The sequence below is a fragment of the Rhodanobacter sp. FW104-R8 genome (assembly GCF_001617365.1).
Classification (GTDB): Bacteria; Pseudomonadota; Gammaproteobacteria; order Xanthomonadales; family Rhodanobacteraceae; genus Rhodanobacter.
The window spans coordinates 45,621-71,787 of sequence record NZ_LVJR01000021.1 but is presented as its reverse complement, the minus strand read 5'-3'; the positions used below and the strand labels follow the sequence as shown (position 1 = coordinate 71,787).

Genomic DNA, 26,167 nt, shown 5'->3' with positions numbered 1-26,167 from the left:
CATCCGTGGCGGGGGTGCCGGAAATGAACCGATCGCGAGGAATTCCGTACTGCCATCTCGCAGTACGGCGCTTCTGCGGCTAAAATGCCAATTTCCAGCACGGCTGCTTTCCATGACCCCCCTGATTTTCGTCACCGGCGGTGTGGTGTCCTCGCTTGGCAAGGGCATTGCTGCGGCGTCGCTCGCTTCCATTCTCGAGGCGCGTGGTCTTTCGGTCACCATGATGAAGCTCGATCCCTACATCAATGTGGATCCGGGCACGATGAGTCCGTTCCAGCACGGCGAGGTCTACGTGACCGACGACGGCGCCGAGACCGACCTCGACCTCGGCCACTACGAGCGCTTCGTCCACACCCGCCTGACCGGCAAGAACTCGATCACCACCGGCAAGATCTACGAGAGCGTGATCCGCAAGGAGCGCCGCGGCGACTACCTGGGCGCCACCGTGCAGGTGATCCCGCACATCACCGACGAGATCAAGCACTGCATCCACGAGGCCACCCGCGGCTTCGACGTGGCGCTGGTGGAGATCGGCGGCACCGTGGGCGACATCGAGTCGCTGCCGTTCCTGGAGGCGATCCGCCAGCTGCGCATCGAGCACGGCCCGGAGAAGGTGGTGTTCATGCACCTCACCCTGGTGCCGTTCATCAAGGCCGCCGGCGAGATCAAGACCAAGCCCACCCAGCATTCGGTGAAGGAGCTGCGCTCGATCGGCATCCAGCCGGACATCCTGCTGTGCCGCTGCGAGCAGCCGCTGCCCGAAGGCGAGCGGCGCAAGATCGCGCTGTTCACCAACGTGCCGGAAAACGCGGTGATCAGCGCCGCCGACGTGGACATCATCTACAAGCAGCCGTTGTGGCTGCACCAGCAGGGCCTGGACGACATCGTGGTGAAGAAGCTCGGCCTCGATGCGAGGCCGGCCGACCTGTCCGCCTGGCAGCGCACGGTCGATGCGGTGGAGCATCCGAAGGACGAGATCACCGTCGCCATCGTGGGCAAGTACGTCGAGCACAAGGACGCCTACAAGTCGCTGGGCGAGGCGCTGCGTCACGGCGGCATCAAGCAGCTGACGCGGGTGAACCTGGACTGGATCGACTCCGAGCAGGTCGAGGCCGAAGGCGCCGCCAAGGTGCTCGGCAAGGCCGATGCGATCCTGGTGCCGGGCGGCTTCGGCAAGCGCGGTTTCGAGGGCAAGGTGCTGGCCGCGAAGTACGCACGCGAGCACGGCGTGCCGTACTTCGGCATCTGCTACGGCATGCACGCGGCGGTGGTGGATTTCGCCCGCCACGTCGCCGGCCTCGCCGATGCCGACTCCAGCGAGAACGACCGCAACACGCCGAACCCGGTGATCGCGCTGATCACCGAATGGACCACCGCGGCCGGCGAGGTCGAGCAGCGCAGCGACCGCTCCGACCTGGGCGGCACCATGCGCCTGGGCGCGCAGGAATGTCGCCTCAAGGCCGGCACGCTGGCGCGCGAGCTGTACGGCCAGGACGTGGTGCGCGAGCGCCATCGCCACCGTTACGAATTCAACAACCGCTACCGCCAGCCGTTCGAGGACCTGGGCCTGGTGATCTCCGGCAAGTCGATGGACGACCTGCTGGTGGAGATCGTGGAGCTGCCGCAGCAACGGCATCCGTGGTTCCTCGGCTGCCAGGCGCATCCGGAATTCACCTCCACCCCGCGCGACGGCCACCCGCTGTTCATCGGCTTCGTGCGCGCCGCGCGCGAGTACAAGGCCGTGCGTGACGGTGAGAAGCTGGCCCGGGAGCACGTGGCATGAAGTTGTGCGGCTTTGAAGTCGGCCTGGACCGCCCGCTGTTCCTGATCGCCGGGCCGTGCGTGGTGGAGTCCGAGCAGTTGCAACTGGACACCGCCGGCACGCTGAAGGAAATCACCGGCCGGCTCGGCGTGAACTTCATCTTCAAGTCCAGCTTCGACAAGGCGAACCGTTCCTCCGGCGAGAGCTTCCGCGGACCGGGGCTGGAAGAGGGCCTGCGCATCCTGGGCGAGGTGAGGCGGCAGATCGGCGTGCCGGTGCTCACCGACGTGCACGAATACACGCCGATGGACGAGGTGGCCGCGGTGGTCGACGTGCTGCAGACGCCGGCCTTCCTGTGCCGGCAGACCGACTTCATCCAGAAGGTGGCGCGCGCCGGCAAGCCGGTGAACATCAAGAAAGGCCAGTTCCTGGCGCCATGGGACATGAAGCACGTGGTGGCCAAGGCGAAGGCCGTCGGCAACGACGACATCATGGTGTGCGAGCGCGGCGCCAGCTTCGGCTACAACAATCTCGTTTCCGACATGCGCAGCCTGAGCGTGATGCGCGAGACCGGCTGCCCGGTGGTGTTCGACGCCACCCATTCGGTGCAGTTGCCGGGCGGGCAGGGCGCCAGCTCCGGCGGCCAGCGCGAATTCGTGCCGGTGCTGGCGCGCGCCGCGGTGGCGGTGGGCGTGGCCGGCCTGTTCGCCGAGACGCATCCCGACCCCAGCAAGGCGCTCAGCGATGGCCCGAACGCGTGGCCGCTGGACAAGATGGAGGCGCTGCTGGAAACCCTGCTGGAGCTGGATGCCGTGACTAAGCGGCACCGCTTCCTCGAACAAGACGTGTGACCTGGTAGGAGCCCGCTCGCGGGCGATGCCTTTCTTGCTTTCCAAACCTGGAGCATCGCCCGCGAGCGGGCTCCTACAAGAACGACAACACTTCACCGACGGACGACCATGACCACCCAGATCACCCGCATCCACGCCCGTGAAATCCTCGACTCGCGCGGCAACCCCACGCTGGAAGCCGAAATCACCCTGGCCGGCGGCGGCTTCGGCCGCGCCGCGGTGCCCAGCGGCGCCTCCACCGGTTCGCGCGAGGCGGTCGAGCTGCGCGACGGCGACAAGTCGCGCTACGGCGGCAAGGGCGTGAAGAAGGCGGTGGCCAACGTCAACGGCGCCATCGCCAGCGCGCTGAAGGGTTTCGATGCGGCCAACCAGGGCGGCCTGGATGCCACGCTGATCAACCTCGACGGCACGCCGAACAAGGGCAAGCTGGGTGCCAACGCGCTGCTCGGCGTCTCGATGGCGGCTGCCCATGCGGTGGCCGCCCAGCGCAAGCAGGCGCTGTGGCAGTACCTGGCGGAAATCAACGGCACCACCGGCAAGCCCGGCGCGCTGCCGGTGCCGATGATGAACATCATCAACGGCGGCGCGCACGCCGACAACAACGTCGACGTGCAGGAGTTCATGATACTGCCGGTGGGCATGCCGAGCTTCGCCGAGGCGCTGCGCGCCGGCGCGGAGATCTTCCATGCGCTGAAGAGCGTGCTGCATGGCCGTGGCCTCAGCACCGCGGTGGGCGACGAGGGCGGTTTCGCGCCGAACCTGCGCTCCAACGTCGAGGCGATCGACACCATCCTCGAGGCGATCGGCAAGACCGGCTACAAGGTCGGCAGCGAGATCCTGCTTGGCCTCGACGCAGCCAGCTCGGAGTTCTACAAGGACGGCAAGTACGACCTCGCCGGCGAAGGCAAGCAGTACAGCTCGGCGCAGTTCGTCGACCTGCTCGCCGGCTGGGCGAAGCAGTACCCGATCGTCACCATCGAGGACGGCATGGCCGAAGGCGACTGGGACGGCTGGAAGCTGCTCACCGATGCGATCGGCGAGCGCGTCCAGGTGGTCGGCGACGACCTGTTCGTGACCAATCCGGCGATCTTCCGCGAGGGCATCGAGAAGAAGATCGCCAACGCGATCCTGATCAAGGTGAACCAGATCGGCACGCTGTCGGAGACGCTGGAGGCGATCGCGATGGCCGACGCGGCGAAGTACGCGGCGGTGATCTCGCACCGCTCCGGTGAGACCGAGGACACCACCATCGCCGACATCGCGGTGGCCACCACGGCGACCCAGATCAAGACCGGTTCGCTGTGCCGCAGCGATCGCGTGGCGAAGTACAACCAGCTGCTGCGCATCGAGGAAGCGCTGGGTTCGGCCGCGCGTTACGCCGGCCGCGACGCGTTCCCCAACCTGACCCGCCTGCCGGGCTGAACGGCCCGGTCGGTCGCCCATGCTGCGCTGGATCGCCCTGGTCCTGCTCCTGCTCCTGATCGGTCTGCAGCTGAAGCTGTGGACCGGCAGCGGCAGCATGCGCGAGGTGGACGTGCTGCGCGTGGCGGTGAAGAAGCAGGCCGACGAGAACGCGAAGCTGCTGCAACGCAACCAGGCGGTCGGCGCCGACGTGCAGGATCTCAAGCATGGCGACCAGGCGGTCGAGGCGCGTGCGCGCACCGAACTTGGCCTGATCAAGCCGGGCGAAGTGTTCTACCAGGTGGTCGAGCAGCCGGCTCGCGCCGGCAGTGCGTTGCCGCCGCCCGCCACGCCTGCCGGATCGCCATGAGCGCGCCGGCGCTGTGGTGCGTGGTGCCGGCCGCGGGGCGCGGCACCCGGGTCGGCGGCGACTGCCCCAAGCAGTACCTGCCGTTGGCCGGGCGGCCGCTGATCGCGCACACGCTGGAACGGCTGGCCGCGCATCCGCGGATCGCCGGCCTGCTGGTGACGCTGGCTGCCGGCGATGCGCACTGGCCCGGGATCGACGCGCTCAACGGCAAGCCGGTGCTCACCGCGACCGGCGGGGCCGAGCGCAGCGACTCGGTGCTGGCCGGCATCGACGCCCTGCCGGCGTCGGTGGCGGCGGGCGACTTCGTGCTGGTGCACGACGCCGCGCGACCGTGCGTGCGGCCGGCCGATATCGGCAAGCTGATCGGGCTGGCCGGGGCGACCGACGGCGGCCTGCTCGGCGCGCCGCTGCGCGATACGCTGAAGCGCGCGGACGCCGACGGCCGCAGCCGGCTGACCGAGCCGCGCGACCTGCGCTGGCGCGCGTTCACGCCGCAGATGTTCCGTCGTGGTCAACTGGCGGCGGCGCTGCGCGAGGCGGCGCGGCGCGGCATGAACGTCAGCGACGAGGCGATGGCGATGGAGCTGGCCGGCTTCGCGCCGCTGCTGGTCGAGGGCGCCGAGGACAACATCAAGGTGACCACCGCGGCGGATTTCGCGCTGGCCGAGTTCCTGCTTGCGAGGACAGTCGCGTGAGGGCAGCCCCATGAGGATCGGACAAGGTTTCGACGTGCACGCGTTCGGCGAGGGCGACCACGTCACCCTGGGCGGCGTGCGCGTGCCGCATCGCCGCGGCGTGGTGGCGCATTCGGATGGCGACGTGGTGATTCACGCGCTGTGCGACGCGATCTTCGGCGCGCTGGCGCTGGGCGACATCGGCCGGCACTTCCCGCCCACCGACGAGCGCTGGCGCAATGCCGACAGCCGCCGGTTCCTGCGCCACGTGGCGATGCTGATGGCGCAGCACGGCTACGCGCTGGGCAACGCCGACATCACGGTGATCTGCGAAGCACCCAAGGTGGGGCCGCACGCGCAGGCGATGCGCGAGAACCTGGCGGCCGACCTGGACAGCGAGGTCGGCCGCATCAGCGTGAAGGCCACCACCACCGAGCATCTCGGCTTCTGCGGCCGCGGCGAGGGGATCGCCGCGCAGGCCTGCGTCCTGCTGGAGCACGCGTGACCGAAACGGAGGCTCGCAGCGCCGCCGGCCGGCTGCACGACCGGCTCGAGGCGATCGTCGGACTGCTGCGCCGGCACGACGACGACGGACATCTTCGGGCGGCGGCGTTGCTCGAACTGCGCCGGCAGCTGGACGAGCTGCACCTGGCCGACATCGCCTTCATCCTCGAATCGCTGCCGCTGGACGACCGCCTCGTGGTCTGGCAACTGGTCAAGGCCGACCGTGACGGCGAGATCCTGCTGGAAGTGTCCGACGCGGTGCGCGAATCGCTGATCGCGGACATGGACCGCCAGGAGATCCTCGCCGCGGTCGAACCGCTGGACGCGGACGAACTGGCCGACCTGGTCGAGGACCTGCCCACGGCGGTGCTGCCGGAGCTGATGGCCAGCCTGGACACGCAGCAGCGCGAGCAGGTGCAGTCGGCGCTGTCCTACGCGGACGACCAGGTCGGCGCGCTGATGGATTTCGAGATGGTCACCATCCGCGAAGACGTCAGCCTGGAAGTGGTGCTGCGCTACCTGCGCCGCTGGGACGAGCTGCCCGCGCAGACCGACAAGCTGTTCGTGATCAACCGGGACAGCCTGCTCACCGGCGTGCTGCCGCTGCACTGGCTGCTGGTGAATCCGCCGGGGAAGATGGTCGGCGCGGTGATGGCGCCGGACGTCAACACCTTCCACCCCACCGACGACGCGTACGAGGTGGCGCAGGCGTTCGAGCGCTACGACCTGGTGACCGCGCCGGTGGTCGACGAGCGCGGCCACCTGGTCGGCCGCATCGCCATCGACGCGATGGTCGACGTGATCCGCGGGGAGGGCGAGAGCGAGGCGCCCAGCCGTGGCGGCCTGCGCGAGGAGGAGGACATCTTCGCCCCGGTGTGGGCCTCGCTGAAGAACCGCTGGTCGTGGCTGGCGATCAACCTGGTCACCGCGTTCATCGCCTCGCGCGTGATCGGCCTGTTCGAGGGTTCGATCGAACGGCTGGTGGCGCTGGCCGCGCTGATGCCGATCGTGGCCGGCATCGACGGCAACTCCGGCAATCAGACCATCACCATGATCGTGCGCGCGTTGGCGCTGAACCAGATCACCGCCGAAAGCGCGAAGCGGCTGTGGCGCAAGGAACTGACCGTGTCGCTGCTGAACGGGCTGGTCTGGGGCGGGGTGATCGGCGCCGTGGCGTGGCTGCTGTACGACAGCGCTTCGTTGGGCCTGGTGATGACCGCGGCGATGACGCTCAACCTGCTGCTGGCCGCGTTCGCCGGCGTCGGCATCCAGGTGCTGATGACGAAGTTCGGCCGCGACCCGGCGCTGGGCGCTCCAGCGTGCTGATCACCGCGATGACCGACAGCGGCGGTTTTTTATTTTCCTCGGCCTCGCCACCATCTTCCTGATGTAGGAGCCCGCTGGCGGGCGATGCTCCTTCCCCGGGCTTCAGAGCAGGAGCATCGCCCGCCAGCAGGCTCCTACGGCCACCAACAGGATTTCGACGTGCAAGAACTTCCCTACGCCTTTGGCGAACCGCCACTGACCGCCCGGTTGCGCGCCAGCCCCGAGGACTTCCAGGTCGAGGAGATCCTCGGTTATGACGCCGACGGTGCCGGCGAGCACGCCTTGCTGTGGGTGGAAAAGCGCGGCGCGAACACCGACTGGGTCGCGCGCGAGCTGGCGAAATTCGCCGGCGTGCCGCAGGTCGCGGTCGGCTACGCCGGAATGAAGGACCGCCATGCGGTGACCCGGCAGGCCTTCTCGGTGCAACTGGCCGGCAAACCCGACCCGGACTGGTCGGCGTTTCCGCGTGCGGAAGTGAAGGTGCTGGCGGCGACGCGGCATTCGCGCAAGCTGAAGCGCGGCGCGTTGCGCGGCAACCGCTTCGTGCTGGTGCTGCGCGAGGTGCAGGGCGACCGCACGGCGGCCGAACGGGTGCTGGAGCAGATCGCCGCGCGCGGCGTGCCCAACTACTTCGGCGAACAGCGCTTCGGCCGCGAAGGCGGCAACGTGGCGCAGGCGCGGGCGATGTTCGGCGGGCGCCGGGTCGATCGCGACAAGCGCTCGTTCCTGCTGTCGGCGGCCCGTTCGCAGATATTCAACGGTGTGCTGGCGGCACGGGTCAAACGCGGCGCCTGGGACAGCCCGCTGGACGGCGAGATCTGGTCACTGGCCGGCTCACGCTCGTGGTTCGGGCCGGAACCGTTCGACGCCACGCTGGCGGAACGGCTGGCGCGCGGTGACATCCATCCGTCCGGCCCGTTGTGGGGGCAGGGCGAGCCGCCGAGCCAGGGTGAGGCCGGCGCGCTGGAACGTGAGATCGGTGCGGCGAACAGCGATCTGGCCGATGGCCTGGCGGCGGCGCGGATGGAGCAGGAACGCCGTCCGCTGCGACTGCTGCCCAAGGACCTGCGCTGGCACTGGCTGGGTGACGACGCGCTGGAATTGTCGTTCGAACTGCCTGCCGGCGCGTACGCCACGGTGGTCGTGCGCGAGCTGGCCTCATCGACCGCCACTTGAACCGGCGACCGGCGCGATGCGCTGTATGACCTTGCCGTCGCTATCCAGGAAAGTCAGGCTCGGCGTGCCCGTGTCGGGCACCTCCAGCAGCAGTCGTTTGTGCCCGGCGCCATCCATCAGAGCGAGCCTGGCAACACCGTCGTCATCGCGCCCGACCCAGATGCGCCGATGCCCTTGCCGGTTCTCCGGGCTGTCGGATACGGCCAAGCCGGCCATACGATCCTCGTGGTCGTACACGCCGAGCAACTGGACGACCTGGTTGGCGTTATAGCGGTCGAACGACAGGCTGCCGCCGGAATCCACCACCTCGCCCTTGGCATTGCGATGCCCGCCGAAGATCAGGCCGCCAGTCTCCGAGCCCTCGTCGTTGTAGAACAGCATGCCCGCCTGTGGGCGGTCGAAGGCTTGTTCGTGACCTTTCACGATGATGCCTGGCAGACGAGCATGGTCGGAGATCACCATGCGCAGCGTGCCGTCGGGCTCGACAATGTTGATGCGTTGCACGTCCAGTGTGTCGAACTTCGTCCGTGAGGCGGCGGCACCCAGGACCGTGACAGCGAATACGGCGGTAAGCAGACCGGAGTAGATCATCAGGAAACGCTGGCCGAGCGGGCGCATGGAAGATCCTCTTTGTGGCGGGATGGTTTGAGCACGCCGAGAAAGTCAGCTCGAGCGTAGCAGGACGATCACCGCGCCGGTGCCACCCAGGGCCGGCCGCGCCGAGGCGAAGGCGATCACATCGTCGCGCCGGCGCAACATGCGATCGGTGAGACCTTTCAGCACCGGTCCGGCGGCTTTCGAGCGCAGCCCCTTGCCGTGCACGATGCGCACGCAGCGCAGGCCGCGCTGCTTCGCCTCGGCCAGAAAGGCGGTGATGCTGGCCTGCGCGGCGGCGGCGTTCATCTGGTGCAGGTCGAGGTCGTCCTGCACGCTGAACTGGCCGCGCTTGAGCTGGCGCAGCAGCTTCGGCGGATAACCGTCGCGCAGATAGCCCAGTTCCTCGCCCACCTCGATCGCGGCGGGGTCGAACGCCATGTCCAGCAATTCGCCCGGCACCGCGGCTTCGTCCGCCTCCAGCATGCGTGGATGCGGCGCCGGCCGGGTGGCGGCCGGCGGCGCCGCCACCGGGTCGAGCGGGCGCACGTCGCCGATCACCTCGCGGAACAGGCGGCTGTCCTCGGCGTCGATCGGGGCGGGCGTGCGGCGCTTCATGCGCCCATGCTACCCAATGGCGCGGCGAGTGAAACCGGCGGCGCGCTCCGGTAGACTTCAGGCAATGAAATGCGCGCCTCGACGGGACCGTCGGCGCGCCTGCAGTCAGCTTTCGACGGAGCGTCATGCGAGTTCTGGTCAGCAACGATGATGGCGTGGATGCCCCGGGCATCCACGTGCTTGCCGAGCGTCTCGGCGAAGTGGCCGAAGTGACGGTGGTGGCGCCGGATCGCGACCGCTCCGGCGCCAGCAATTCGCTGACGCTCGACGCGCCGTTGCGCGTGCTGCCGATGGGCAACGGCTACTACCGCGTGGCCGGCACCCCGACCGATTGCGTGCACCTGGCGCTGTCCGGCCTGCTGGACGAGGAGCCCGACATGGTCGTGTCCGGCATCAACAACTCGGCCAACCTCGGCGACGACGTGATCTATTCCGGCACGGTGTCGGCGGCGATGGAAGGGCGCTTCCTGGGGCTGCCGGCGATCGCGGTGTCGCTGGTCAGCCACGACCACAAGGGCGTGCATTACGACTCGGCGGCGAAGGCGGTGTTGCTGCTGATGCAGCGGCTGCTGGTCGATCCGCTGCCGGCCGACACCATCCTCAACGTCAACGTGCCGGACCGGCCGTGGGCACAGATCGAGGGCTTCGAGGTGACCCGGCTGGGTCGCCGCCATCGTGCCGCGCCGTGCATCGCGCAGACCGATCCGCGCGGCCGGCCGATCTGGTGGATCGGCCCGGCTGGCGAGGTGGACGATGCCGGCCCCGGCACCGATTTCAATGCCGTGCGGCGCGGCTTCGTTTCCGTCACGCCGATCCATGTCGACCTGACCCGGTTCCAGGCGCTGGAGAAAGTGAGCAGCTGGATGCGGCCGCTGAGCGACGCGCTGGCATCCGGCCGGACCAGCAGTGACGAGGCGGCCTGAGCCATGACCGTCTATCCATTGCCTGCCGCGGACCTGAAGGGCGAGGGGATGACCTCGCAACGCGCGCGTGACCGGCTCGTGGCGATCCTGCGGGAAGGCGGCATTCGCGATCCGCGGGTGATCGAGGTGATCCGCAACCTGCCGCGGCATCACTTCATCGACCAGGCGCTGCATTCGCGCGCGTACGAAAACGACGCGCTGCCGATCGGCCACGGTCAGACCATCTCGCAACCGTGGGTGGTGGCGCGCATGACCGAGGCGCTGATCGAGTTCGGCATCCCGCAGAAAGTGCTGGAGATCGGCACCGGTTCCGGCTACCAGGCCGCGGTGCTGGCGGCACTGGTGCCGCAGGTGTTCACGGTGGAACGGATCGAGGCGCTGCTGCGCCAGGCGCGCCGGCGCTTTCGCCAGCTCGGCCTGACCAACCTGCGCTCGCGCTATGACGACGGCAAGCTGGGCTGGGCGGACGAGGCGCCGTTCGACGCGATCATCCTCACCGCCGCCGGCGACACCATCCCCACCCGCATCCTCGACCAGCTCGGCCCCACCGGCGTGCTGGTAGCGCCGGTCGGCTCGCCCAGCCGGCAGACCCTGATCCGCATGCGCGGCGACGGGCAGGGCGATTTCATCCAGGAGGAACTGGGTGCGGTCAGTTTCGTGCCGCTGCTGGGCGGGATCGGCTGATGCGCCTGTTCGGGGCACTTTATGCGCGTGCGCTGACCTGGGCACGCGAGCCGAGGGCGCTGTATTACCTGTCCGGGCTGAGTTTCGTCGAGTCGTTCATCTTCCCGATTCCGCCGGAAGTGATGCTGGCGCCGATGATGCTGGGCAAGCGGCACAAGGCGTTCTTCTTCGCGAACATCAGCCTGTTGTTTTCGCTGCTGGGCGCGTTGGTGGGCTACATGCTGGGCCATTGGGCGTTCCATGCCCTGCGGCCGGTGCTCGGCACGCTGCACCTGCTGGCGCCGATCGAGCAGGGCGTGGCGACCTTGAGCAAGCAGATGGTCGAGCATCGCTGGGGTATGTTCGGCGTGCTGATCCTGGCCGCGCTGCAGCCGGTGGTGCCGATGAAGTTCGTCACCTGGGCCTGCGGCATCATCGGCGTGCCGATCCTGCCGTTCCTGGCCTGCATCGGGCTCGGCCGCGGCAAGCGCGTATGGCTGCTGGCGCTGCTGATCCGCCTGTTCGGCGAACGCGCCGAGCATATCCTGCACAAGTACATCGAGTGGATCGGCTGGATCGCGCTGGTGGCGTTGGCCCTACTGCTGGTGTGGTGGTTCTGGCTGCGTTGAGCGGGGTTGCCCCGGCGGGCGGGGTTGCATGAAAAATGCCGCCCGCCTCGGTATGCTGGAACGCATGGACCGATATCTCTCAAGGCTGGCCGTCCTGGCTGCGACCGCGCTGCTTGCCGCCTGCGGCACCCTGCGCAGCTCGGTCGTGGTGGAGCCGGTGGCCGGCAGCAGCTACGGCAACCTTCCGGCCCACGTAGCGCCGACGCCCTCGCGTACGCCGATACCGGGTGGCAGTTACGTAGTGGCGAAGGGCGACACGCTGTACTCGATCGCGTTCCGCAAGGGCGTGGATTTCCGCGACTTGGCACAGTGGAACGGGGTTGCCGCGCCATACACGATCTGGCCGGGACAGAAGTTGACTCTGTCGCCGCCGGCCGGGGCGGCGGTGCCGCACACGGCGGCCATGCCCGGCCACGTGGCCAGTGCTCCACCGGTCGCAGCTGCGTCCGGCCGGGCGGCCAGTCCCTCCCCTGCTGCGGGCGCACCGGTGTTCGAGCCGGTGACGGCGCCTGTTGCGGCGCCCGCCACGCCAGTCGCCGGAGGGTCGGCCGCACCGCCGGCGACTGCCGCGACCATCCCGGGCCACGCCATTGCACCGACCGCCGTCGCGGCAGCTACCGCCGCGGTGCCGGTCGCCGGTGTGCCGACCGCCCCGCCGGCGACCATGCCGCCCCCGGCACCGGTCGCTGCGGGTGTCTCGCGCGTGGTCAGCGGCGTGCAATGGCGCTGGCCGGCCGATGGCACCGTGATCGGCCGGTTCCGCAGCGGCGACGCGATTCCCGGGATCGGGATCGCCGGCAAGTCGGGCGATCCGGTGCGCGCCGCCGCCGATGGCGTGGTGGTGTACAGCGGCAATGGCCTGGTCGGCTACGGCGAGCTGGTGATCATCAAGCACAACGACAGCTTCTTGTCCGCCTACGGCCACAACCGCAAGCGCCTGGTCAAGGAAGGCCAGCGGGTCAGCATGGGCCAGCAGATCGCCGAGATGGGCTCGACCGGCACCACCCGCGACGAGCTGGAATTCCAGATCCGCAAGGACGGCAATCCGGTCGATCCGCTGGGCTACCTGCCAGGAAAATAAGCTCTTTGTGAATAGTGCGGCCATGGATGGCCGCCCGTGTGATTTTGGCGATCAGGGACGAGCGCTAAAGAATGAACGCGGCGACCACGTGGCGCCCTTCGCCGGCGAGCAGGTTGTAGGTGCGTGCGGCAGCGGCGTTGTCCATGACCTCGATACCGACGCCCTTGCGCAGGAAACCCGCCATGAACGCCGCTGCCGGGAAGACCTGGCGTTCGCCGGTGCCCAGGATCACCAGTTCCGGCCGCAACGCCAGCAGGGCCTCGACATGGCCGGCGTCCAAGGTACCGGCGGCGGTCACCGGCCAGTCCTCGATCGCCTGGTCGGGCGTCAGCAGGAAGCTCGCGACCAGTTCGCGATCGATCACGGTGATGCCGCGCGCACCGACGCGGCGTATGTAGAGGTAGCCCTCGGGACGTTCGAGCGACAGGTCCATCAGCGTGGCAGGGCGATCTTCGGCTCGTCGGTGTTGCGGCGGAACAGCACCACGACATGGCCGATCTGGTGGATCGGCTCGGCCCCGGTGCCGGCGGTCAGCACGTCGATCTGGGCCTGCCGCTCGTCCTTGTCGCCGCCGGAGAGCTTCACCTTGACCAGTTCGTGGATCTCCAGCGCCAGGCCCAGTTCCTTCACCACGGCTTCGCTGGCGCCCTTGTTGCCGAGCAGGATGACCGGGCTCAGGTCATGGGCGAGGCTGCGCAGGTAGCGGATCTGCGAGGGGGAAAGGGCCATGCGGCGGTGCTCGATTCACGGTAAATGAACGGCAAAGGGTATCATGCGCCATCCCGTTCCCCAATCGGCGACTGTGACGACATGGCCCGCAGCAAGAGCAGCGCAGTCTGGCTGCGCGAACACTTCAATGACGAATATGTGAAGAAGGCCCAGGCCGAGGGCCAGCGTTCGCGTGCGGTGTACAAGCTGGAGGAACTGATCGAGCGCGACCGCCTGCTGAAGCCGGGCATCAACGTGGTCGACCTCGGCGCGGCGCCGGGCAGCTGGTCGCAGCTGGTGCGCAACCGGCTGGGCGACAGCGGCAAGGTGTTCGCACTGGACATCCTGCCGATGCAGAGCATCGCCGGGGTGGATTTCCTGCAGGGCGATTTCCGCGAAGAAAGCGTGCTGCACGAGCTGGAATCCCGCCTGGAAGGGCTCAGGGTGGATCTTGTGCTGTGCGATATGGCCCCCAATATGAGTGGAGTGGCGCTGGCTGACCAGATCCGGGCCATGGGCCTGGCCGAACTGGCGCTGGATTTCAGTCGGCAGTGGCTCAGGCCGGGCGGCTCGTTCCTGATCAAATTGTTCCAGGGAGTCGGCTTTGATGATTACTTGCGCAGCTTGCGTGCGGACTTCACCCGCGTAACCATGCGTAAACCTAAGGCCTCTCGCGCACGTTCGCGTGAGGTGTACGCGCTGGCAGTGGGGTTCAAACCAACCGTCGCGCATCCGGGCGAGAACCGTGCATGAATGAAACAGCGAAAAACGTGTTGCTCTGGGTGATCATCGCGGTGGTCCTGTTCACCGTGTTCCAGAGCTTCAACCCGCGCGGCGCGGCCTCGTCCGACCTGCCGTACAGCTCGTTCGTGCAAAGCGTGGACAACGGCAACGTCGCCACCGCCACGATCGGCGCCGACCAGCCGGCCACCATCAGCGGCAAGCTGAAGGACGGCAGCCCGTTCCGCACGGTCGCGCCGATGCTCGGCTTCTCCACCAACGCGGTGGTCAAGCAGATGCAGGACAAGGGCGTCGAGGTCCGCCAGGATCCGTCCGAGGGCTTCTCGCTGATCGGCCTGCTGATCAGCTGGCTGCCGGTGCTGCTGATCGTGGGCGTGTTCATCTGGTTCATGCGCCAGATGCAGTCCGGCGGTGGTGGCCGCGGCGCGATGAGCTTCGGCCGTTCGCGCGCCAAGCTGCAGGGCGAGGACCAGATCAAGGTCAATTTCAGCGATGTCGCCGGTTGCGACGAAGCGAAGGAGGAGGTCGGCGAGCTGGTCGAGTTCCTGCGCGATCCGGGCCGCTTCCAGAAGCTCGGCGGCAAGATTCCGCGCGGCGTGCTGATGGTGGGCCCGCCCGGCACCGGCAAGACCCTGCTGGCCAAGGCGATCGCCGGCGAGGCGAAGGTGCCGTTCTTCTCGATCTCCGGCTCCGACTTCGTCGAGATGTTCGTCGGCGTGGGCGCCAGCCGCGTGCGCGACATGTTCGAGCAGGCCAAGAAGCACGCGCCGTGCATCATCTTCATCGACGAGATCGACGCGGTCGGCCGCCATCGCGGCGCCGGCCTGGGCGGCGGCCACGACGAGCGCGAGCAGACGCTGAACCAGCTGCTGGTCGAGATGGACGGCTTCGAGGGCACCGAAGGCATCATCGTGATCGCCGCGACCAACCGTCCCGACGTGCTGGATCCGGCGTTGCTGCGCCCGGGCCGCTTCGACCGCCAGGTCGTGGTGGGCCTGCCCGACGTGCGCGGCCGCGAGCAGATCCTCAAGGTGCACATGCGCAAGGTGCCGACCGCCAGCGACGTCGACGCGATGACCATCGCGCGCGGCACGCCCGGCTTCTCCGGCGCCGACCTGGCCAACCTGGTCAACGAGGCGGCGCTGTTCGCCGCGCGCGAGAACGCGCGCGAGGTGCGCATGAGCCACCTGGACAAGGCGCGCGACAAGATCCTGATGGGCACCGAGCGTCGCTCGATGGCGATGAGCGAGGACGAGAAGAAGCTTACCGCCTACCACGAGGCCGGCCATGCCATCGTCGGCCGGCTGGTGCCCGAGCATGATCCGGTCTACAAGGTCACGATCATCCCGCGCGGGCGCGCGCTGGGCGTCACCATGTACCTGCCCGAGGGCGACAAGTACAGCATCAACCGCGTGGCGATCCAGTCGCAGCTGTGTTCGCTGTACGGCGGCCGGGTGGCCGAGGAGCTGATTTTCGGTGCCGACAAGGTCACCACCGGCGCCTCCAACGACATCGAGCGGGCCACCAAGATGGCGCGCAACATGGCGACCAAGTGGGGCCTGTCCGACGAACTGGGCCCGATCACCTACGGCGAGGACGAGGACGAGGTGTTCCTGGGCCGTTCGGTGACCCAGCACAAGAGCATCTCCAACGAGACCGCCAGCAAGATCGACGAGGTGGTGCGCGGCATCCTCGACCGTGCCTATGCGCGCAGCAAGGAGTTGCTGACGGCGAACCTCGACAAGCTGCATGCCATGGCCGAGGCCTTGCTGCAGTACGAGACGATCGACGCGCACCAGATCGACGACATCATGGCCGGTCGCGTGCCCGGTCCGCCGGCGGACTGGACCAAGGACGCCTCGGCCGGCACCACGCCGCCGCCTCCGCCGCCGAAGGGCGGTGCCGGCTCGGCCGTGGGCAAGGTGGGCGATCCGGCGCCGCAGAGTCGTACGGGCCTGGACGGCTGAGCGGTAGGCCAGGCTGTTGCCTGATGCAACGATGGAAGAGGGCGGCCATGGGCCGCCCTCCGCACATGGGCGGTCGGCATCGGCTCGACCGGTATCGGCACGACATGATGAAACTCGATGAAGAAATTTTTCAAAAAGGGTTGACGCAAGCGGATGGAGTCTGAATAATTCCGCTTCTTGCTTCACCGCCTCGATGCCGAGCATCGAAGCGAAGCGGCAAACAAGTTTTTCAGTGCGCCCGTAGCTCAGTTGGATAGAGTACCTGGCTACGAACTAGGTGGTCGGGAGTTCGAATCTCTCCGGGCGCACCATTTTTATTCGGCGAGACGGGGTGCATGCGCCCCGTTTTGTTTTCGACGGAGGTGATGGCTGCCTTGCGTTGAAAACGATGGTTCGGTGTCACAAGGTGTGCTTCGATACGGATTGACTGGGCAAGGTGTCACCCGTAACATTCCAAGGCTCCGGCGGGTCATGTCGGGGTTCGATAACGGGGTATAGCTCAGTCTGGTAGAGCGTTGCGTTTGGGACGCAAAAGTCGGGGGTTCGAATCCCTCTACCCCGACCAGCGACACGTTCTGCTGCAGCGACTGCGCCTGTAGCTCAACCGGATAGAGCATCGGCCTTCTAAGCCGACGGTTGCAGGTTCGAGTCCTGTCTGGCGCACCAGTATCAAACGATGGTGGATGTAGCTCAGCTGGTTAGAGTCCCGGATTGTGATTCCGGTTGTCGTGGGTTCGAATCCCATCATCCACCCCAGTTTCAAACCCAGGTTTCCTGGGCCGTTAGCTCAGTTGGTAGAGCAGTTGACTCTTAATCAATTGGTCGAAGGTTCGAATCCTTCACGGCCCACCAATCTGGCAAAACGCCGATCGCATGCGATCGGCGTTTTGCTTTTTGCGCCGCGTGGCACGACGGCGCCCCGCTGCAGTCCGGAGCGTGTGCGACGGCCTTGGCCATGCGCTTGTGCTGCACGGTGGGGCGACCGTAAAATGGTCCGCTTTCGTATAAGGGAATCATCGACTTAGACGGGCGCGACCGACAGGGCCGGGCCACTGCCGGATTTTCCCGGCAGGTGGCAATCGGGTTGAGAATCCTGTAGTTACGTACGTCTGGCGGGGATGGCGAGGCGAAAGTGGCGGAATTGGTAGACGCACCAGATTTAGGTTCTGGCGGTTAACCCCGTGGGGGTTCGAGTCCCCCCTTTCGCACCATGTCCCGCTGGTTTCCTTAGTTTTTGCAGGCGACCGTTGTCGCCAGGGCCCCTGTGGCGGGCCCACAACATCAGGTAGTACCAGGAGACGTCATGCAGGTTTCGGTTGAGAACATCGGCACGCTCGAGCGCAAGCTCACGGTGAAGTTTCCGGCGGAGCGGTTCGAGACGCAGGTGAGCGCGCGCATTGCGGAGATGGGCCGCACGGTGCGCCTGAAGGGCTTCCGCCCGGGCAAGGTGCCGACGACGGTGATCAAGCAGCGTTTCGGCGACCAGGTGCGGGGCGAGGTGCTGTCCGAGTTGATCGGCAGCACGCTGCGCGAGGCGGTGCAGCAGGAGAAGCTGCAGCCGATCGCGAATCCGGCGATCGACACCACCGGCAAGCCGGAGAACGGCGAGATCGCCTACACCGCGACGTTCGAGATCATGCCGGAGTTCCCCGAGATCGACGTCGCCGGCCTCGAGATCACCCGCCCGGTGGCGGTGGTGACCGATGCCGACATCGACAAGATGCTGGAAACCCTGCGCCAGCAGCGCCGCAGCTTCGATGAAGTGGACCGCGCTTCGGTCGAGGGCGATTTCGTGATGTTCGAGTACTCGGCCGAAGCCGGCGACTACCGCTTCCCGGCCGAGGGCCTGGAGCGTGCGGGGAGCGTGCTGGGTTCGGGGACCCTGTTCAAGGCGCTCGACGAGGCACTGGCAGGTCGCCAGGCCGGGGACGATTTCGATGCCGAGATCGCCTTCCCGGAGGATTTCCGCAACGAGCAGCTGGCAGGCAAGACCGCCAAGGTCGGTTTCCGGATCATCAAGGTGCAGGAGCCGAAGCTGCCGGCGGTCGATGCCGAGTTCGCCAAGCTGTTCGGCATTGCCGACGGCGACCTGGAGGCGTTCCGCAAGGAAGTGCGTGCGAACCTCGAGCGCGAGTTGAAGGCGGCGCTGATGGGTCGCCTGAAGTCCGAGGTGGCCGAGAAGCTGGCCGACGCGCACACCGGGCTGGACGTGCCGCGGCTGATGGTGCAGTCCGAGGCGCGCAACCTGGCCGCCGGCAGCGTGCCGCAGGGCCAGCAGCCGCCCCCGCAGCTGATCGATGCGGCGATGCCGATCGCGCGCAAGCGGGTGATCGCCGGCCTGCTGATGGGCGAAATCGCCCGCAAGCGCGAGATCAAGATCGACCGCAAGCGCGTGGCCGAGCAGCTGGCGGCGATCGCCTCGACCTACGAGGAGCCGGAGAAGGTCATTGAACTCTACAACGGCGACCCCCAACTGATGTCCGGGCTGCAGAATCGCGTGATGGAAGACCAGGTGGCAGAGTGGGTGGCGGAACATGCCAGGACCAACCAGCTGGACCTGAGCTTCGACGACGTGATGCGCCCGGTCAACGCCTGAGCGATTTCGCCAGGCCCATCAAGCGGAGAGCTGCAAACATGGCCATGGATCCGATCCAGAACCTCAATTTGGTACCGATGGTCGTCGAGCAGACCGCTCGCGGCGAGCGCTCTTACGACATCTACTCGCGCCTGTTGAAGGAGCGGGTGATCTTCCTGGTGGGCGAGGTCAACGATCAGGTCGCCAACCTGATCGTTGCGCAGATGCTGTTCCTGGAGTCGGAGAACCCGGACAAGGACATCAACTTCTACATCAACAGTCCCGGCGGCGCGGTCACGGCTGGTCTGGCGATCTACGATACCATGCAGTTCATCAAGCCGAACGTCAGCACGATGTGCATCGGCCAGGCTTGCAGCATGGGCTCGTTCCTGTTGATGGCAGGCGCCAAGGGCAAGCGTTTCGCCCTGCCGAACTCGCGCATCATGATCCACCAGCCTTCGGGCGGCGCGCAGGGCCAGGCCACCGACATCGAGATCCAGGCGCGCGAGATCCTGTATATCCGCGAACGCCTGAACAAGCTGTACGTCCAGCATACCGGCCAGCCGCTGGAGAAGATCGAGGCGGACATGGAACGCGACCGTTTCATGAGTCCGGTCGACGCCAAGGCTTACGGGCTGATCGACGAGGTGCTCGACAAACGGGCCGGCGAAACGGTGAAATCGGCCTGATTTCCGGGCTGAACCCCAGGGTCGCGGGATGGGCTCTGCGCCTGCAGGCAGGCGCGGGGCCCTGTGCTATTCTCGCGGCGCACACAGATTTACCAGCGGGATCGAAAGTATGAGCGACGACCGGCAGGGGCGTTCCAGCGACAGCGGCAAGATTCTCTATTGCTCGTTCTGCGGCAAGAGCCAGCATGAAGTGCGCAAGCTGATCGCGGGTCCGTCCGTGTTCATCTGCGACGAGTGCGTGGAGCTGTGCAACGACATCATCCGCGAGGAGCTGGAGGAAAAGGCGGCTTCCGGCCGCACCCAGCTGCCCAAGCCCAAGGAGATCCGCGAATCGCTGGACCAGTACGTGGTGGGCCAGACCCGCGCCAAGAAGGCGCTGGCGGTGGCGGTGTACAACCACTACAAGCGGATCGAGTCGCGCCAGAAGAGCGACGACATCGAGCTGGGCAAGTCCAATATCCTGCTGATCGGCCCGACCGGTTCGGGCAAGACGCTGCTGGCCGAAACGCTGGCGCGCCTGCTCAACGTGCCGTTCACGATCGCCGACGCCACCACGCTGACCGAAGCCGGCTACGTGGGCGAGGATGTCGAGAACATTATCCAGAAGCTGCTGCAGAAGTGTGACTACGACGTCGAGAAGGCACAGTCGGGCATCGTCTACATCGACGAGATCGACAAGATCTCGCGCAAGAGCGAGAACCCGTCGATCACCCGTGACGTATCCGGCGAAGGCGTGCAGCAGGCGCTGCTGAAGCTGATCGAGGGCACGCTGGCCTCGGTGCCGCCGCAGGGCGGGCGCAAGCATCCGCAGCAGGAATTCCTGCAGGTTGACACCAAGAACATCCTGTTCATCTGCGGCGGCGCGTTCGCCGGGCTGGAGAAGGTCATCCAGCAACGCTCCGAGAATACCAGCATCGGCTTCTCCGCCGAGGTGCGCAGCAAGGAGCGCACCGAGAACCTGGGCAAGGTGCTGGCCGATGTGGAGCCGGCCGACCTGGTGCGTTTCGGCCTGATCCCGGAATTCGTCGGCCGCCTGCCGGTGGTGGCCACGCTGGACGAGCTGGACGAGGCGGCGCTGGTGAAGATTCTCACCGAGCCGAAGAACGCCGTCACCAAGCAGTTCAGGCGGCTGTTCGAGATGGAGGAGGTGGAGCTGGAGTTCCGCCCCGAGGCGCTGCAGGCGATCGCCCGCAAGGCGCTCAAGCGCAAGACCGGCGCACGCGGCCTGCGCACCATCCTGGAGCAGGTGCTGCTGGACACGATGTACGAACTGCCTTCGCTGGAGCACGTCAGCAAGGTGGTGGTGGATGACGCGGTGATCGAAGGCCAGGCCGAGCCCTACCTGATCTACCGCGGCAGCCTGCAGCAGCGCGTTGCCGGCGAAGGCGGCGACGCGGCCTGACGATTTTTACTCGGTCTGTCGCAACGACGGCTCCGGCGGATTTGCCGGGGCCGTTTTGTTTTCGGCGGTCCGCATGCCTTGAGTCGGCCTCCGGCCGCCTCCACTTGACGAGTTGAAACGCCCGGCGCAGTGTCGGGATGCACCCAGATCCGAATCCCGAGGGACCCCTTTCCCCATGGCCAAGAACGCCCCCCTTCCTGTCGTGCTGGACGCTCTGCCGGTGTTGCCGTTGCGCGACGTGGTGGTCTACCCGCACATGGTCATCCCGCTGTTTGTCGGTCGCGACAAGTCCATGCGCGCACTGGAGCGCGCGATGGAGGGCGAGCGCCAGATCCTGCTTGTCGCGCAGAAAAGCCCGGATATCGACGACCCGGAGGCCTCCGACCTGCACCAGATCGGCACGCTGGCCGGCGTGCTGCAGTTGCTGAAACTTCCCGACGGCACGGTCAAGGTGCTGGTCGAGGGCCAGTCGCGCGTGGCGATCGAGGATTTCCAGGAAGAGGGCGGCATGCTCACCGCCCGCTCGCGCGTGATCGAGCCGGTCTACAACGCCAAGGAACGCGAGCTCGACGTGGTCTCGCGCACGCTGATCTCGCTGTTCGAACAGCTGGTCAAGCAGAGCCGCAAGCTGCCGCCGGAAGTGCTGGCCAGCCTGTCCGGCATCGACGATCCGTCGCGCGTGGCGGACTCCATCGCCGCACACCTGTCCGTGCGCATGGCCGACAAGCAGAAGGTGCTGGAGACCGCCGACGTCGGCCAGCGGCTGGAGCTGCTGATCGGCCTGGTCGATGGCGAAATGGATCTGCAGCAGGTGGAGAAGCGCATCCGCGGCCGGGTCAAGTCGCAGATGGAGAAGAGCCAGCGCGAGTACTACCTGAACGAGCAGATGAAGGCGATCCAGAAGGAGTTGGGCGACAGCGAGGATGGCCCGAACGAGATCGAGGAGCTGCAGAAGAAGATCGAGGGTTCCGGCATGCCCAAGGCCGTGCTGACCAAGGCACGGCAGGAATTCGGCAAGCTCAAGCAGATGTCGCCGATGTCGGCCGAGGCCACGGTGGTGCGCAATTACCTCGACTGGCTGGTCGGCGTGCCGTGGAAGAAGCGCAGCAAGGTGCGCAAGGACCTGCAGCTGGCGCAGGAAGTGCTCGACGCCGATCACTTCGGCCTGGAAAAGGTCAAGGACCGCATCCTCGAATATCTCGCCGTGCAGCAGCGCGTATCCGTGATGAAGGGACCGATCCTGTGCCTGGTCGGCCCGCCCGGCGTGGGCAAGACCTCGTTGGGGCAGTCGATTGCCAAGGCGACCAACCGGAAATTCGTGCGCATGAGCCTCGGCGGCGTGCGCGACGAGGCCGAGATCCGCGGCCACCGGCGAACCTATATCGGCTCGATGCCGGGCCGCATCGTGCAGAACATCAACAAGGTGGGCACCAAGAATCCGCTGTTCGTGCTGGACGAGATCGACAAGATGTCGATGGACTTCCGCGGCGATCCGTCGTCGGCGCTGCTGGAGGTGCTCGACCCGGAGCAGAACCACGCGTTCAACGATCATTACCTCGAGGTCGACCTGGACTTGTCCGAGGTGATGTGGGTCGCCACCGCAAACTCGCTGAACATCCCCGGGCCGCTGCTGGATCGCATGGAAGTCATCCGCATCCCCGGCTACACCGAGGATGAGAAGCTTGGCATCGCGCAGAAATACCTGCTGAAGAAGCAACTCAAGGCGAATGGCCTGAAGCCGGAAGAGCTTAGCGTCACCGAGGACGCCCTGCGCGACATCGTGCGCTACTACACGCGCGAGTCGGGCGTGCGTAACCTGGAGCGCGAGATTTCCAAGATCTGCCGCAAGGTGGTCAAGGAGCTGGCCCTGGGCCAGGTGAAGCAGGGCAAGGCGAAGGCGACGCCGGCGAAAACGACCAAAGCCAAGGCGAAGGCCGCCCCCGGCAAGGTCAGGGTGGATTCGGCCAACCTCGACCATTACCTGGGCGTGCGCCGTTTCGATTTCGGCCGCAAGGAGTTGCAGAACGAAGTGGGCCTGGTCACCGGGCTGGCCTGGACCCAGGTCGGCGGCGAGCTGCTCAGCATCGAGGCCTCGGTGGTGGCGGGCAAGGGCCGGCTGGTGCACACCGGCCAGCTCGGCGACGTCATGAAGGAATCGATCCAGGCCGCATTGTCGGTGGTGCGCGCACGCGCGGATCGGCTGGGCATCGATCCGGAGTTTCACCAGAAGTTCGACATCCACGTGCACGTGCCCGAGGGTGCCACGCCCAAGGACGGCCCCAGTGCCGGCATCGGCATGTGCACGGCGCTGGTCTCCGCGTTGACCAAGGTGCCGGTGCGCTCCGAGGTGGCGATGACCGGCGAGATCACCTTGCGTGGCCGCGTGCTGCCGATCGGCGGGCTCAAGGAAAAACTGCTGGCGGCGCATCGCGGCGGCATCACCACGGTGATCATTCCTGAGGACAACAAGAAGGACCTGGCCGACATGCCGGCCAACATCACCTCGTCGCTGGAGATCCATCCGGTGCGCTGGATCGACGAAGTGCTGGACATCGCGCTGGAGCGTCCGCTGCGGCCGAATCCGGCCAAGACGGAGACGCCGAATGCGGTGGCTGGCGAATCGGCCGAAGCGCATTCGCTCACGCACTGATCCGGTCGGATCGTTCCTTGCCGCATCCGCATGAACCTGTCCTGCTCCGGCAGGGCAGGTTCTGCCGTTTTCGCCGCGGGTCGGCGAAGTTTCGCCCTAGTCTTCCGGCACCTGTTTTGCAAGCGGTTTCGCGGGCCGCGAATCTTCCGGAAACGTTGCTGTGGCTTGTGTTGCGGATTCCGGCAGGGCACTGGTATAAAGGCGATACCGCAGTCCCGGCGTTACTTCATTCAGCGCAGCGATGCGGGGTTGCGTTACGGCGTTAGTCTCGAGCCAGCCATCCATGCCGTCGTTGTCTCGTCCTCACGGACGACTGCGTCAGGCGAAATCGAACAAGGGAGTTTTTCAATGAACAAAACCGATCTGATCAATGCCATCGCCGAGAAGGCCGAGCTGACCAAGGCCGATGCGGGCCGCGCGCTCGAAGCCTTCTTCGAAACCGTGCAGAAGTCGTTGAAGAAGGGCGAGGATGTCTCGGTGGTTGGCTTCGGCACGTTCACTGTGCGCAAGCGCGCCGCGCGTACCGGCCGCAATCCGCGCACCAACGAAGCGATCAAGATCAAGGCCTCGAAAGTGCCTGCGTTCAAGGCTGGCAAGACCCTCAAGGATGCCCTAAACTAAGCGGCTAACGCTTGGTTTCGGGTGCTTAGCTCAGCGGTAGAGCGCCGCCCTTACAAGGCGATGGTCGTAGGTTCGATCCCTACAGCACCCACCAGAAAAATGCGGAGTGGTAGTTCAGTCGGTTAGAATGCTGGCCTGTCACGCCGGAGGTCGCGGGTTCGAGTCCCGTCCACTCCGCCACAGTTCGCAAGGGCGCCCGAGTGGCGCCCTTGTCATTTGAGCGGCGCGTGTCCGTGTCGTGCATCGGCGGGATGCAGGCCGGCGCGGCGGCATCTGCCATCCGCGCGCCACGCGCTTCATGCGGCTTCACCATCTTGCGGGAAGATTTCAATGCTGCAGGCAATGCGAAACAAGATGCACGGATGGCCGTCCATCATTGTTCTGGGTCTCGCTGTTCTGGCGATGTCGCTGTTCGGCATGGAAAGTTACTTCACGTCGCGCGACAGCTCGTACGTGGCGAAGGTCGGCAAGCACGATATCGACCAGCGCGCATTCCAGGACCGGGTCAACCAGCTGCGGCAGCAAGCCAGCGCCGAGCAGGGCGAGCATTTCGATTCCAGCATGTTCGAGAAGCCCGAGACCAAGCATCGCATCCTGGACGGGATGATCGACGAGCAGCTGCTGCTGCAGGCCAACGCCGACTGGGGGCTGCGGGTGTCGGATCTGGCCATGCGCGACTACATCGCCTCGATCCCTGCGTTCCAGCTCAACGGCCGGTTCGACGGCACCAGCTACCGCGCCTGGCTGGCCAGCCAGCGCAAGACGCCGGGGATGTTCGAGGACGAGGTCCGCTCGTCGCTGGCCGTCCAGTTGCTGCCGTCGGCGATCAACGACAGCACCATCGTCGATGCCGTGCAGATTGACCGCTTCCTTGGTTTGCTGACCCAGCGCCGCGACCTGCGCTATTTCCAGCTGCCGCGCCCCGCACTGGCCGACAGCGCGGTCGGCGATGCCGAGATCGAGGCCTGGTACAAGGCGCACCAGGCTGACTACATGAAGCCTGAGCAGGTCTCGGTGAAGTACATCGAGGTCAACGGCGCCGAGCTGCCGCTGGCGGCCGCACCGGATGACGCGGAACTGAAGAAGCGCTACGCGAGCGAAAAGCAGCGTTTCGTGCAGCCGGAACAGCGGCTCGCCTCTCACATCCTGATCGACGTGCCGGCCAATGCCACGCCGGAGCAGCAGAAGGCCGCGCTGGCCAAGGCCGAGAAGATCGCGGCGGAAATCAATCCGGGCAACTTCGCCAAACTGGCCGAGCAGGATTCGCAGGATCTCGGCTCGCGGCGCCAGGGTGGCGACCTCGGCTGGCTGGAAAAAGGCGTGACCAGCGCGGCCTTCGACTCCGCGTTGTTCGCCCTGCAGAAGGACCAGATCTCCAAGCCGGTGCTGTCGTCGGACGGCTATCACATCATCTGGTTGCGCGACGTACGCAGCGGCGAATCCAAGCCGTTCGAGGAAGTGCGCGACCAGCTGGTGAAGGAAGCCACGGCTGCCGAACGCGACCGCACGTACAACGAAGTCGCCGGCAAGATGTCCGACAACACCTACCAGAATCCGACCTCGTTGGAGCCGGCCTCGGTGGCACTGAAGCTGCCGATCAAGACCACCGCGCTGTTCTCGCGCAAGGGCGGCGAAGGCCTGGCGGCGAATCCTAAGGTGGTTGCCGCTGCCTTCGGCGACGACGTGCTGGTACAGGGCAACAACTCCAACCTGATCGATCTGGGCAACAGCCACTCGGTGGTGATCCACGTCGACCAGCACGTGCCGGCGGTGGTCAAGCCGTTGGCCGAGGTCCGCAACGACGTGCGGCAGAAGATCATCGACGAGCGCGTCGCCGCCGTCGAGAAGAAGCAGGCGGATGAAGCGCTGGCGCGCCTGCGCAAGGGCGAGTCGATCGCGGACGTGGCGAAGTCGCTGAATGCCGACGTCACCACGGCTAACGAAGTGGTTCGCCACGGCCAGATGCCGGCGCCGCTGCTGACGCAGGCGTTCCTGTTGCCGCATCCCGCGGCGGGCAAGCCGCAATACGCCGTGGTGGACATGCAGGACGGCAGCTATGTGCTGCTGGCCGTGGACAAGGTGCAGGACGGCGACCTGTCCAAGGTGCCGGCGGAACAGCGTGACGTCCTGCACCAGCAGATGACCCAGGCCTATGGCTACGAGGCGACGCGCGAGCTGATCAGCCAGCTGAAGACCAAGACCGAGATCAAGGTCAATGAGAAGCTGATGTAGGCATTCCGCG

General features: G+C 66.5%; 24 protein-coding genes and 8 tRNA genes. 28 read left to right on the top strand and 4 right to left on the bottom strand.

What is annotated here, in order from left to right; translation table 11 throughout:
- The first annotated feature begins 112 nt into the window (after positions 1 to 112).
- The 8 genes from RHOFW104R8_RS05950 to truD all read left to right on the top strand — a co-directional run bounded on the left by RHOFW104R8_RS05950 (position 113) and on the right by truD (position 8,064).
- Positions 113 to 1,783 carry a CTP synthase gene (locus RHOFW104R8_RS05950; protein ID WP_068095643.1) on the top strand — a complete coding sequence of 557 codons (1,671 nt, stop codon included), beginning with the start codon at positions 113 to 115 and terminating at the stop codon, positions 1,781 to 1,783.
- Positions 1,780 to 2,613 (top strand): 3-deoxy-8-phosphooctulonate synthase, encoded by an 834-nt coding sequence (kdsA, locus tag RHOFW104R8_RS05945; protein WP_068095641.1) that lies wholly within the window; start codon positions 1,780 to 1,782, stop codon positions 2,611 to 2,613. Before RHOFW104R8_RS05950 ends, kdsA begins: the two co-directional genes overlap by 4 nt.
- 108 nt (positions 2,614 to 2,721) lie before the next feature.
- On the top strand, positions 2,722 to 4,035 hold the full coding sequence (eno, locus tag RHOFW104R8_RS05940; protein ID WP_068095639.1) for a phosphopyruvate hydratase: 1,314 nt from the start codon (positions 2,722 to 2,724) through the stop codon (positions 4,033 to 4,035).
- 19 nt (positions 4,036 to 4,054) lie between these two features.
- Positions 4,055 to 4,384 (top strand): cell division protein FtsB, encoded by a 330-nt coding sequence (gene ftsB / locus RHOFW104R8_RS05935; RefSeq protein WP_068095636.1) that lies wholly within the window; start codon positions 4,055 to 4,057, stop codon positions 4,382 to 4,384.
- Complete coding sequence (ispD, locus tag RHOFW104R8_RS05930; RefSeq protein ID WP_068095635.1) at positions 4,381 to 5,079, top strand: 2-C-methyl-D-erythritol 4-phosphate cytidylyltransferase; 699 nt, start codon at positions 4,381 to 4,383, stop codon at positions 5,077 to 5,079. Before ftsB ends, ispD begins: the two co-directional genes overlap by 4 nt.
- A gap of 10 nt (positions 5,080 to 5,089) precedes the next feature.
- On the top strand, positions 5,090 to 5,563 hold the full coding sequence (ispF, locus tag RHOFW104R8_RS05925; protein WP_068095633.1) for a 2-C-methyl-D-erythritol 2,4-cyclodiphosphate synthase: 474 nt from the start codon (positions 5,090 to 5,092) through the stop codon (positions 5,561 to 5,563).
- Entirely contained in the window at positions 5,560 to 6,888 is a 1,329-nt protein-coding gene (gene mgtE / locus RHOFW104R8_RS05920) for a magnesium transporter (protein WP_235604211.1), read from the top strand. The genes ispF and mgtE overlap by 4 nt, the downstream gene beginning before the upstream one ends.
- A 159-nt stretch (positions 6,889 to 7,047) precedes the next feature.
- Positions 7,048 to 8,064, top strand: a complete 1,017-nt coding sequence (truD, locus tag RHOFW104R8_RS05915) for a tRNA pseudouridine(13) synthase TruD (RefSeq protein WP_068095632.1) — start codon at positions 7,048 to 7,050, stop codon at positions 8,062 to 8,064.
- On the opposite strand, the gene RHOFW104R8_RS05910 is transcribed toward truD, so the two are convergent.
- Both RHOFW104R8_RS05910 and RHOFW104R8_RS05905 read right to left on the bottom strand, forming a co-directional pair.
- Positions 8,047 to 8,682: a hypothetical protein gene (locus RHOFW104R8_RS05910; protein WP_068095631.1), complete on the bottom strand. Its 636-nt coding sequence runs from the start codon at positions 8,680 to 8,682 to the stop codon at positions 8,047 to 8,049. The genes truD and RHOFW104R8_RS05910 overlap by 18 nt on opposite strands.
- 45 nt (positions 8,683 to 8,727) lie before the next feature.
- The gene (locus RHOFW104R8_RS05905; RefSeq protein WP_068095629.1) at positions 8,728 to 9,276 is read right to left on the bottom strand and encodes a Smr/MutS family protein; all 549 of its coding nucleotides are present in this window, start codon (positions 9,274 to 9,276) and stop codon (positions 8,728 to 8,730) included.
- A 125-nt stretch (positions 9,277 to 9,401) separates the two neighbouring features.
- Here RHOFW104R8_RS05905 and surE point away from each other — a divergent pair, with 125 nt between their 5' ends.
- From surE to RHOFW104R8_RS05885, 4 genes are read left to right on the top strand one after another with little or no spacing between them, the layout of a single operon-like run.
- Complete coding sequence (surE, locus tag RHOFW104R8_RS05900) at positions 9,402 to 10,199, top strand: 5'/3'-nucleotidase SurE (RefSeq protein ID WP_068095627.1); 798 nt, start codon at positions 9,402 to 9,404, stop codon at positions 10,197 to 10,199.
- Positions 10,200 to 10,202: 3 nt separating this feature from the next.
- Positions 10,203 to 10,883 (top strand): protein-L-isoaspartate(D-aspartate) O-methyltransferase, encoded by a 681-nt coding sequence (locus tag RHOFW104R8_RS05895; RefSeq protein ID WP_068095626.1) that lies wholly within the window; start codon positions 10,203 to 10,205, stop codon positions 10,881 to 10,883.
- Positions 10,883 to 11,491 carry a YqaA family protein gene (locus RHOFW104R8_RS05890; RefSeq protein ID WP_068095625.1) on the top strand — a complete coding sequence of 203 codons (609 nt, stop codon included), beginning with the start codon at positions 10,883 to 10,885 and terminating at the stop codon, positions 11,489 to 11,491. The genes RHOFW104R8_RS05895 and RHOFW104R8_RS05890 overlap by 1 nt, the downstream gene beginning before the upstream one ends.
- A gap of 52 nt (positions 11,492 to 11,543) precedes the next feature.
- Positions 11,544 to 12,572: a peptidoglycan DD-metalloendopeptidase family protein gene (locus tag RHOFW104R8_RS05885; RefSeq protein ID WP_068095623.1), complete on the top strand. Its 1,029-nt coding sequence runs from the start codon at positions 11,544 to 11,546 to the stop codon at positions 12,570 to 12,572.
- Positions 12,573 to 12,636: 64 nt separating this feature from the next.
- Here RHOFW104R8_RS05885 and RHOFW104R8_RS05880 read toward each other — a convergent pair whose 3' ends face one another.
- Together RHOFW104R8_RS05880 and RHOFW104R8_RS05875 are read right to left on the bottom strand one after the other, a co-directional pair.
- Positions 12,637 to 13,005 carry an Mth938-like domain-containing protein gene (locus RHOFW104R8_RS05880; protein WP_068095620.1) on the bottom strand — a complete coding sequence of 123 codons (369 nt, stop codon included), beginning with the start codon at positions 13,003 to 13,005 and terminating at the stop codon, positions 12,637 to 12,639.
- Positions 13,005 to 13,301, bottom strand: coding sequence for a YhbY family RNA-binding protein (locus RHOFW104R8_RS05875; protein ID WP_068095619.1), 297 nt, complete (start codon positions 13,299 to 13,301; stop codon positions 13,005 to 13,007). Before RHOFW104R8_RS05875 ends, RHOFW104R8_RS05880 begins: the two co-directional genes overlap by 1 nt.
- An 81-nt stretch (positions 13,302 to 13,382) precedes the next feature.
- Between RHOFW104R8_RS05875 and rlmE the strand changes: the two genes are divergently transcribed.
- The 16 genes from rlmE (at position 13,383) to RHOFW104R8_RS05795 (ending at position 26,157) form a co-directional block, all read left to right on the top strand.
- The gene (rlmE, locus tag RHOFW104R8_RS05870) at positions 13,383 to 14,033 is read left to right on the top strand and encodes a 23S rRNA (uridine(2552)-2'-O)-methyltransferase RlmE (protein ID WP_068095618.1); all 651 of its coding nucleotides are present in this window, start codon (positions 13,383 to 13,385) and stop codon (positions 14,031 to 14,033) included.
- Entirely contained in the window at positions 14,030 to 15,988 is a 1,959-nt protein-coding gene (ftsH, locus tag RHOFW104R8_RS05865; protein ID WP_201028661.1) for an ATP-dependent zinc metalloprotease FtsH, read from the top strand. The genes rlmE and ftsH overlap by 4 nt, the downstream gene beginning before the upstream one ends.
- A gap of 234 nt (positions 15,989 to 16,222) precedes the next feature.
- Positions 16,223 to 16,299, top strand: a tRNA-Arg gene (locus tag RHOFW104R8_RS05860).
- Between the two features lie 177 nt (positions 16,300 to 16,476).
- Positions 16,477 to 16,553, top strand: a tRNA-Pro gene (locus tag RHOFW104R8_RS05855).
- 24 nt (positions 16,554 to 16,577) lie between these two features.
- Positions 16,578 to 16,654 (top strand) — tRNA-Arg (locus RHOFW104R8_RS05850).
- A 13-nt stretch (positions 16,655 to 16,667) separates the two neighbouring features.
- Positions 16,668 to 16,744: transfer RNA gene (locus tag RHOFW104R8_RS05845), tRNA-His, on the top strand.
- 20 nt (positions 16,745 to 16,764) lie between these two features.
- Positions 16,765 to 16,840, top strand: a tRNA-Lys gene (locus RHOFW104R8_RS05840).
- A 274-nt stretch (positions 16,841 to 17,114) separates the two neighbouring features.
- Positions 17,115 to 17,199 (top strand) — tRNA-Leu (locus RHOFW104R8_RS05835).
- Between the two features lie 92 nt (positions 17,200 to 17,291).
- Positions 17,292 to 18,584: a trigger factor gene (gene tig, locus RHOFW104R8_RS05830; protein WP_068095616.1), complete on the top strand. Its 1,293-nt coding sequence runs from the start codon at positions 17,292 to 17,294 to the stop codon at positions 18,582 to 18,584.
- Between the two features lie 38 nt (positions 18,585 to 18,622).
- The gene (gene clpP, locus RHOFW104R8_RS05825) at positions 18,623 to 19,252 is read left to right on the top strand and encodes an ATP-dependent Clp endopeptidase proteolytic subunit ClpP (protein ID WP_068095615.1); all 630 of its coding nucleotides are present in this window, start codon (positions 18,623 to 18,625) and stop codon (positions 19,250 to 19,252) included.
- Positions 19,253 to 19,361: 109 nt separating this feature from the next.
- Positions 19,362 to 20,654 (top strand): ATP-dependent Clp protease ATP-binding subunit ClpX, encoded by a 1,293-nt coding sequence (gene clpX, locus RHOFW104R8_RS05820; protein WP_068095613.1) that lies wholly within the window; start codon positions 19,362 to 19,364, stop codon positions 20,652 to 20,654.
- A 175-nt stretch (positions 20,655 to 20,829) separates the two neighbouring features.
- Complete coding sequence (lon, locus tag RHOFW104R8_RS05815) at positions 20,830 to 23,304, top strand: endopeptidase La (protein ID WP_068095611.1); 2,475 nt, start codon at positions 20,830 to 20,832, stop codon at positions 23,302 to 23,304.
- Between the two features lie 348 nt (positions 23,305 to 23,652).
- The gene (locus tag RHOFW104R8_RS05810; RefSeq protein ID WP_007511239.1) at positions 23,653 to 23,925 is read left to right on the top strand and encodes an HU family DNA-binding protein; all 273 of its coding nucleotides are present in this window, start codon (positions 23,653 to 23,655) and stop codon (positions 23,923 to 23,925) included.
- 19 nt (positions 23,926 to 23,944) lie between these two features.
- Positions 23,945 to 24,019 (top strand) — tRNA-Val (locus RHOFW104R8_RS05805).
- 9 nt (positions 24,020 to 24,028) lie between these two features.
- Positions 24,029 to 24,105: transfer RNA gene (locus RHOFW104R8_RS05800), tRNA-Asp, on the top strand.
- A gap of 150 nt (positions 24,106 to 24,255) precedes the next feature.
- Positions 24,256 to 26,157, top strand: coding sequence for a SurA N-terminal domain-containing protein (locus tag RHOFW104R8_RS05795; RefSeq protein WP_068094847.1), 1,902 nt, complete (start codon positions 24,256 to 24,258; stop codon positions 26,155 to 26,157).
- Positions 26,158 to 26,167 lie beyond the last annotated feature (10 nt).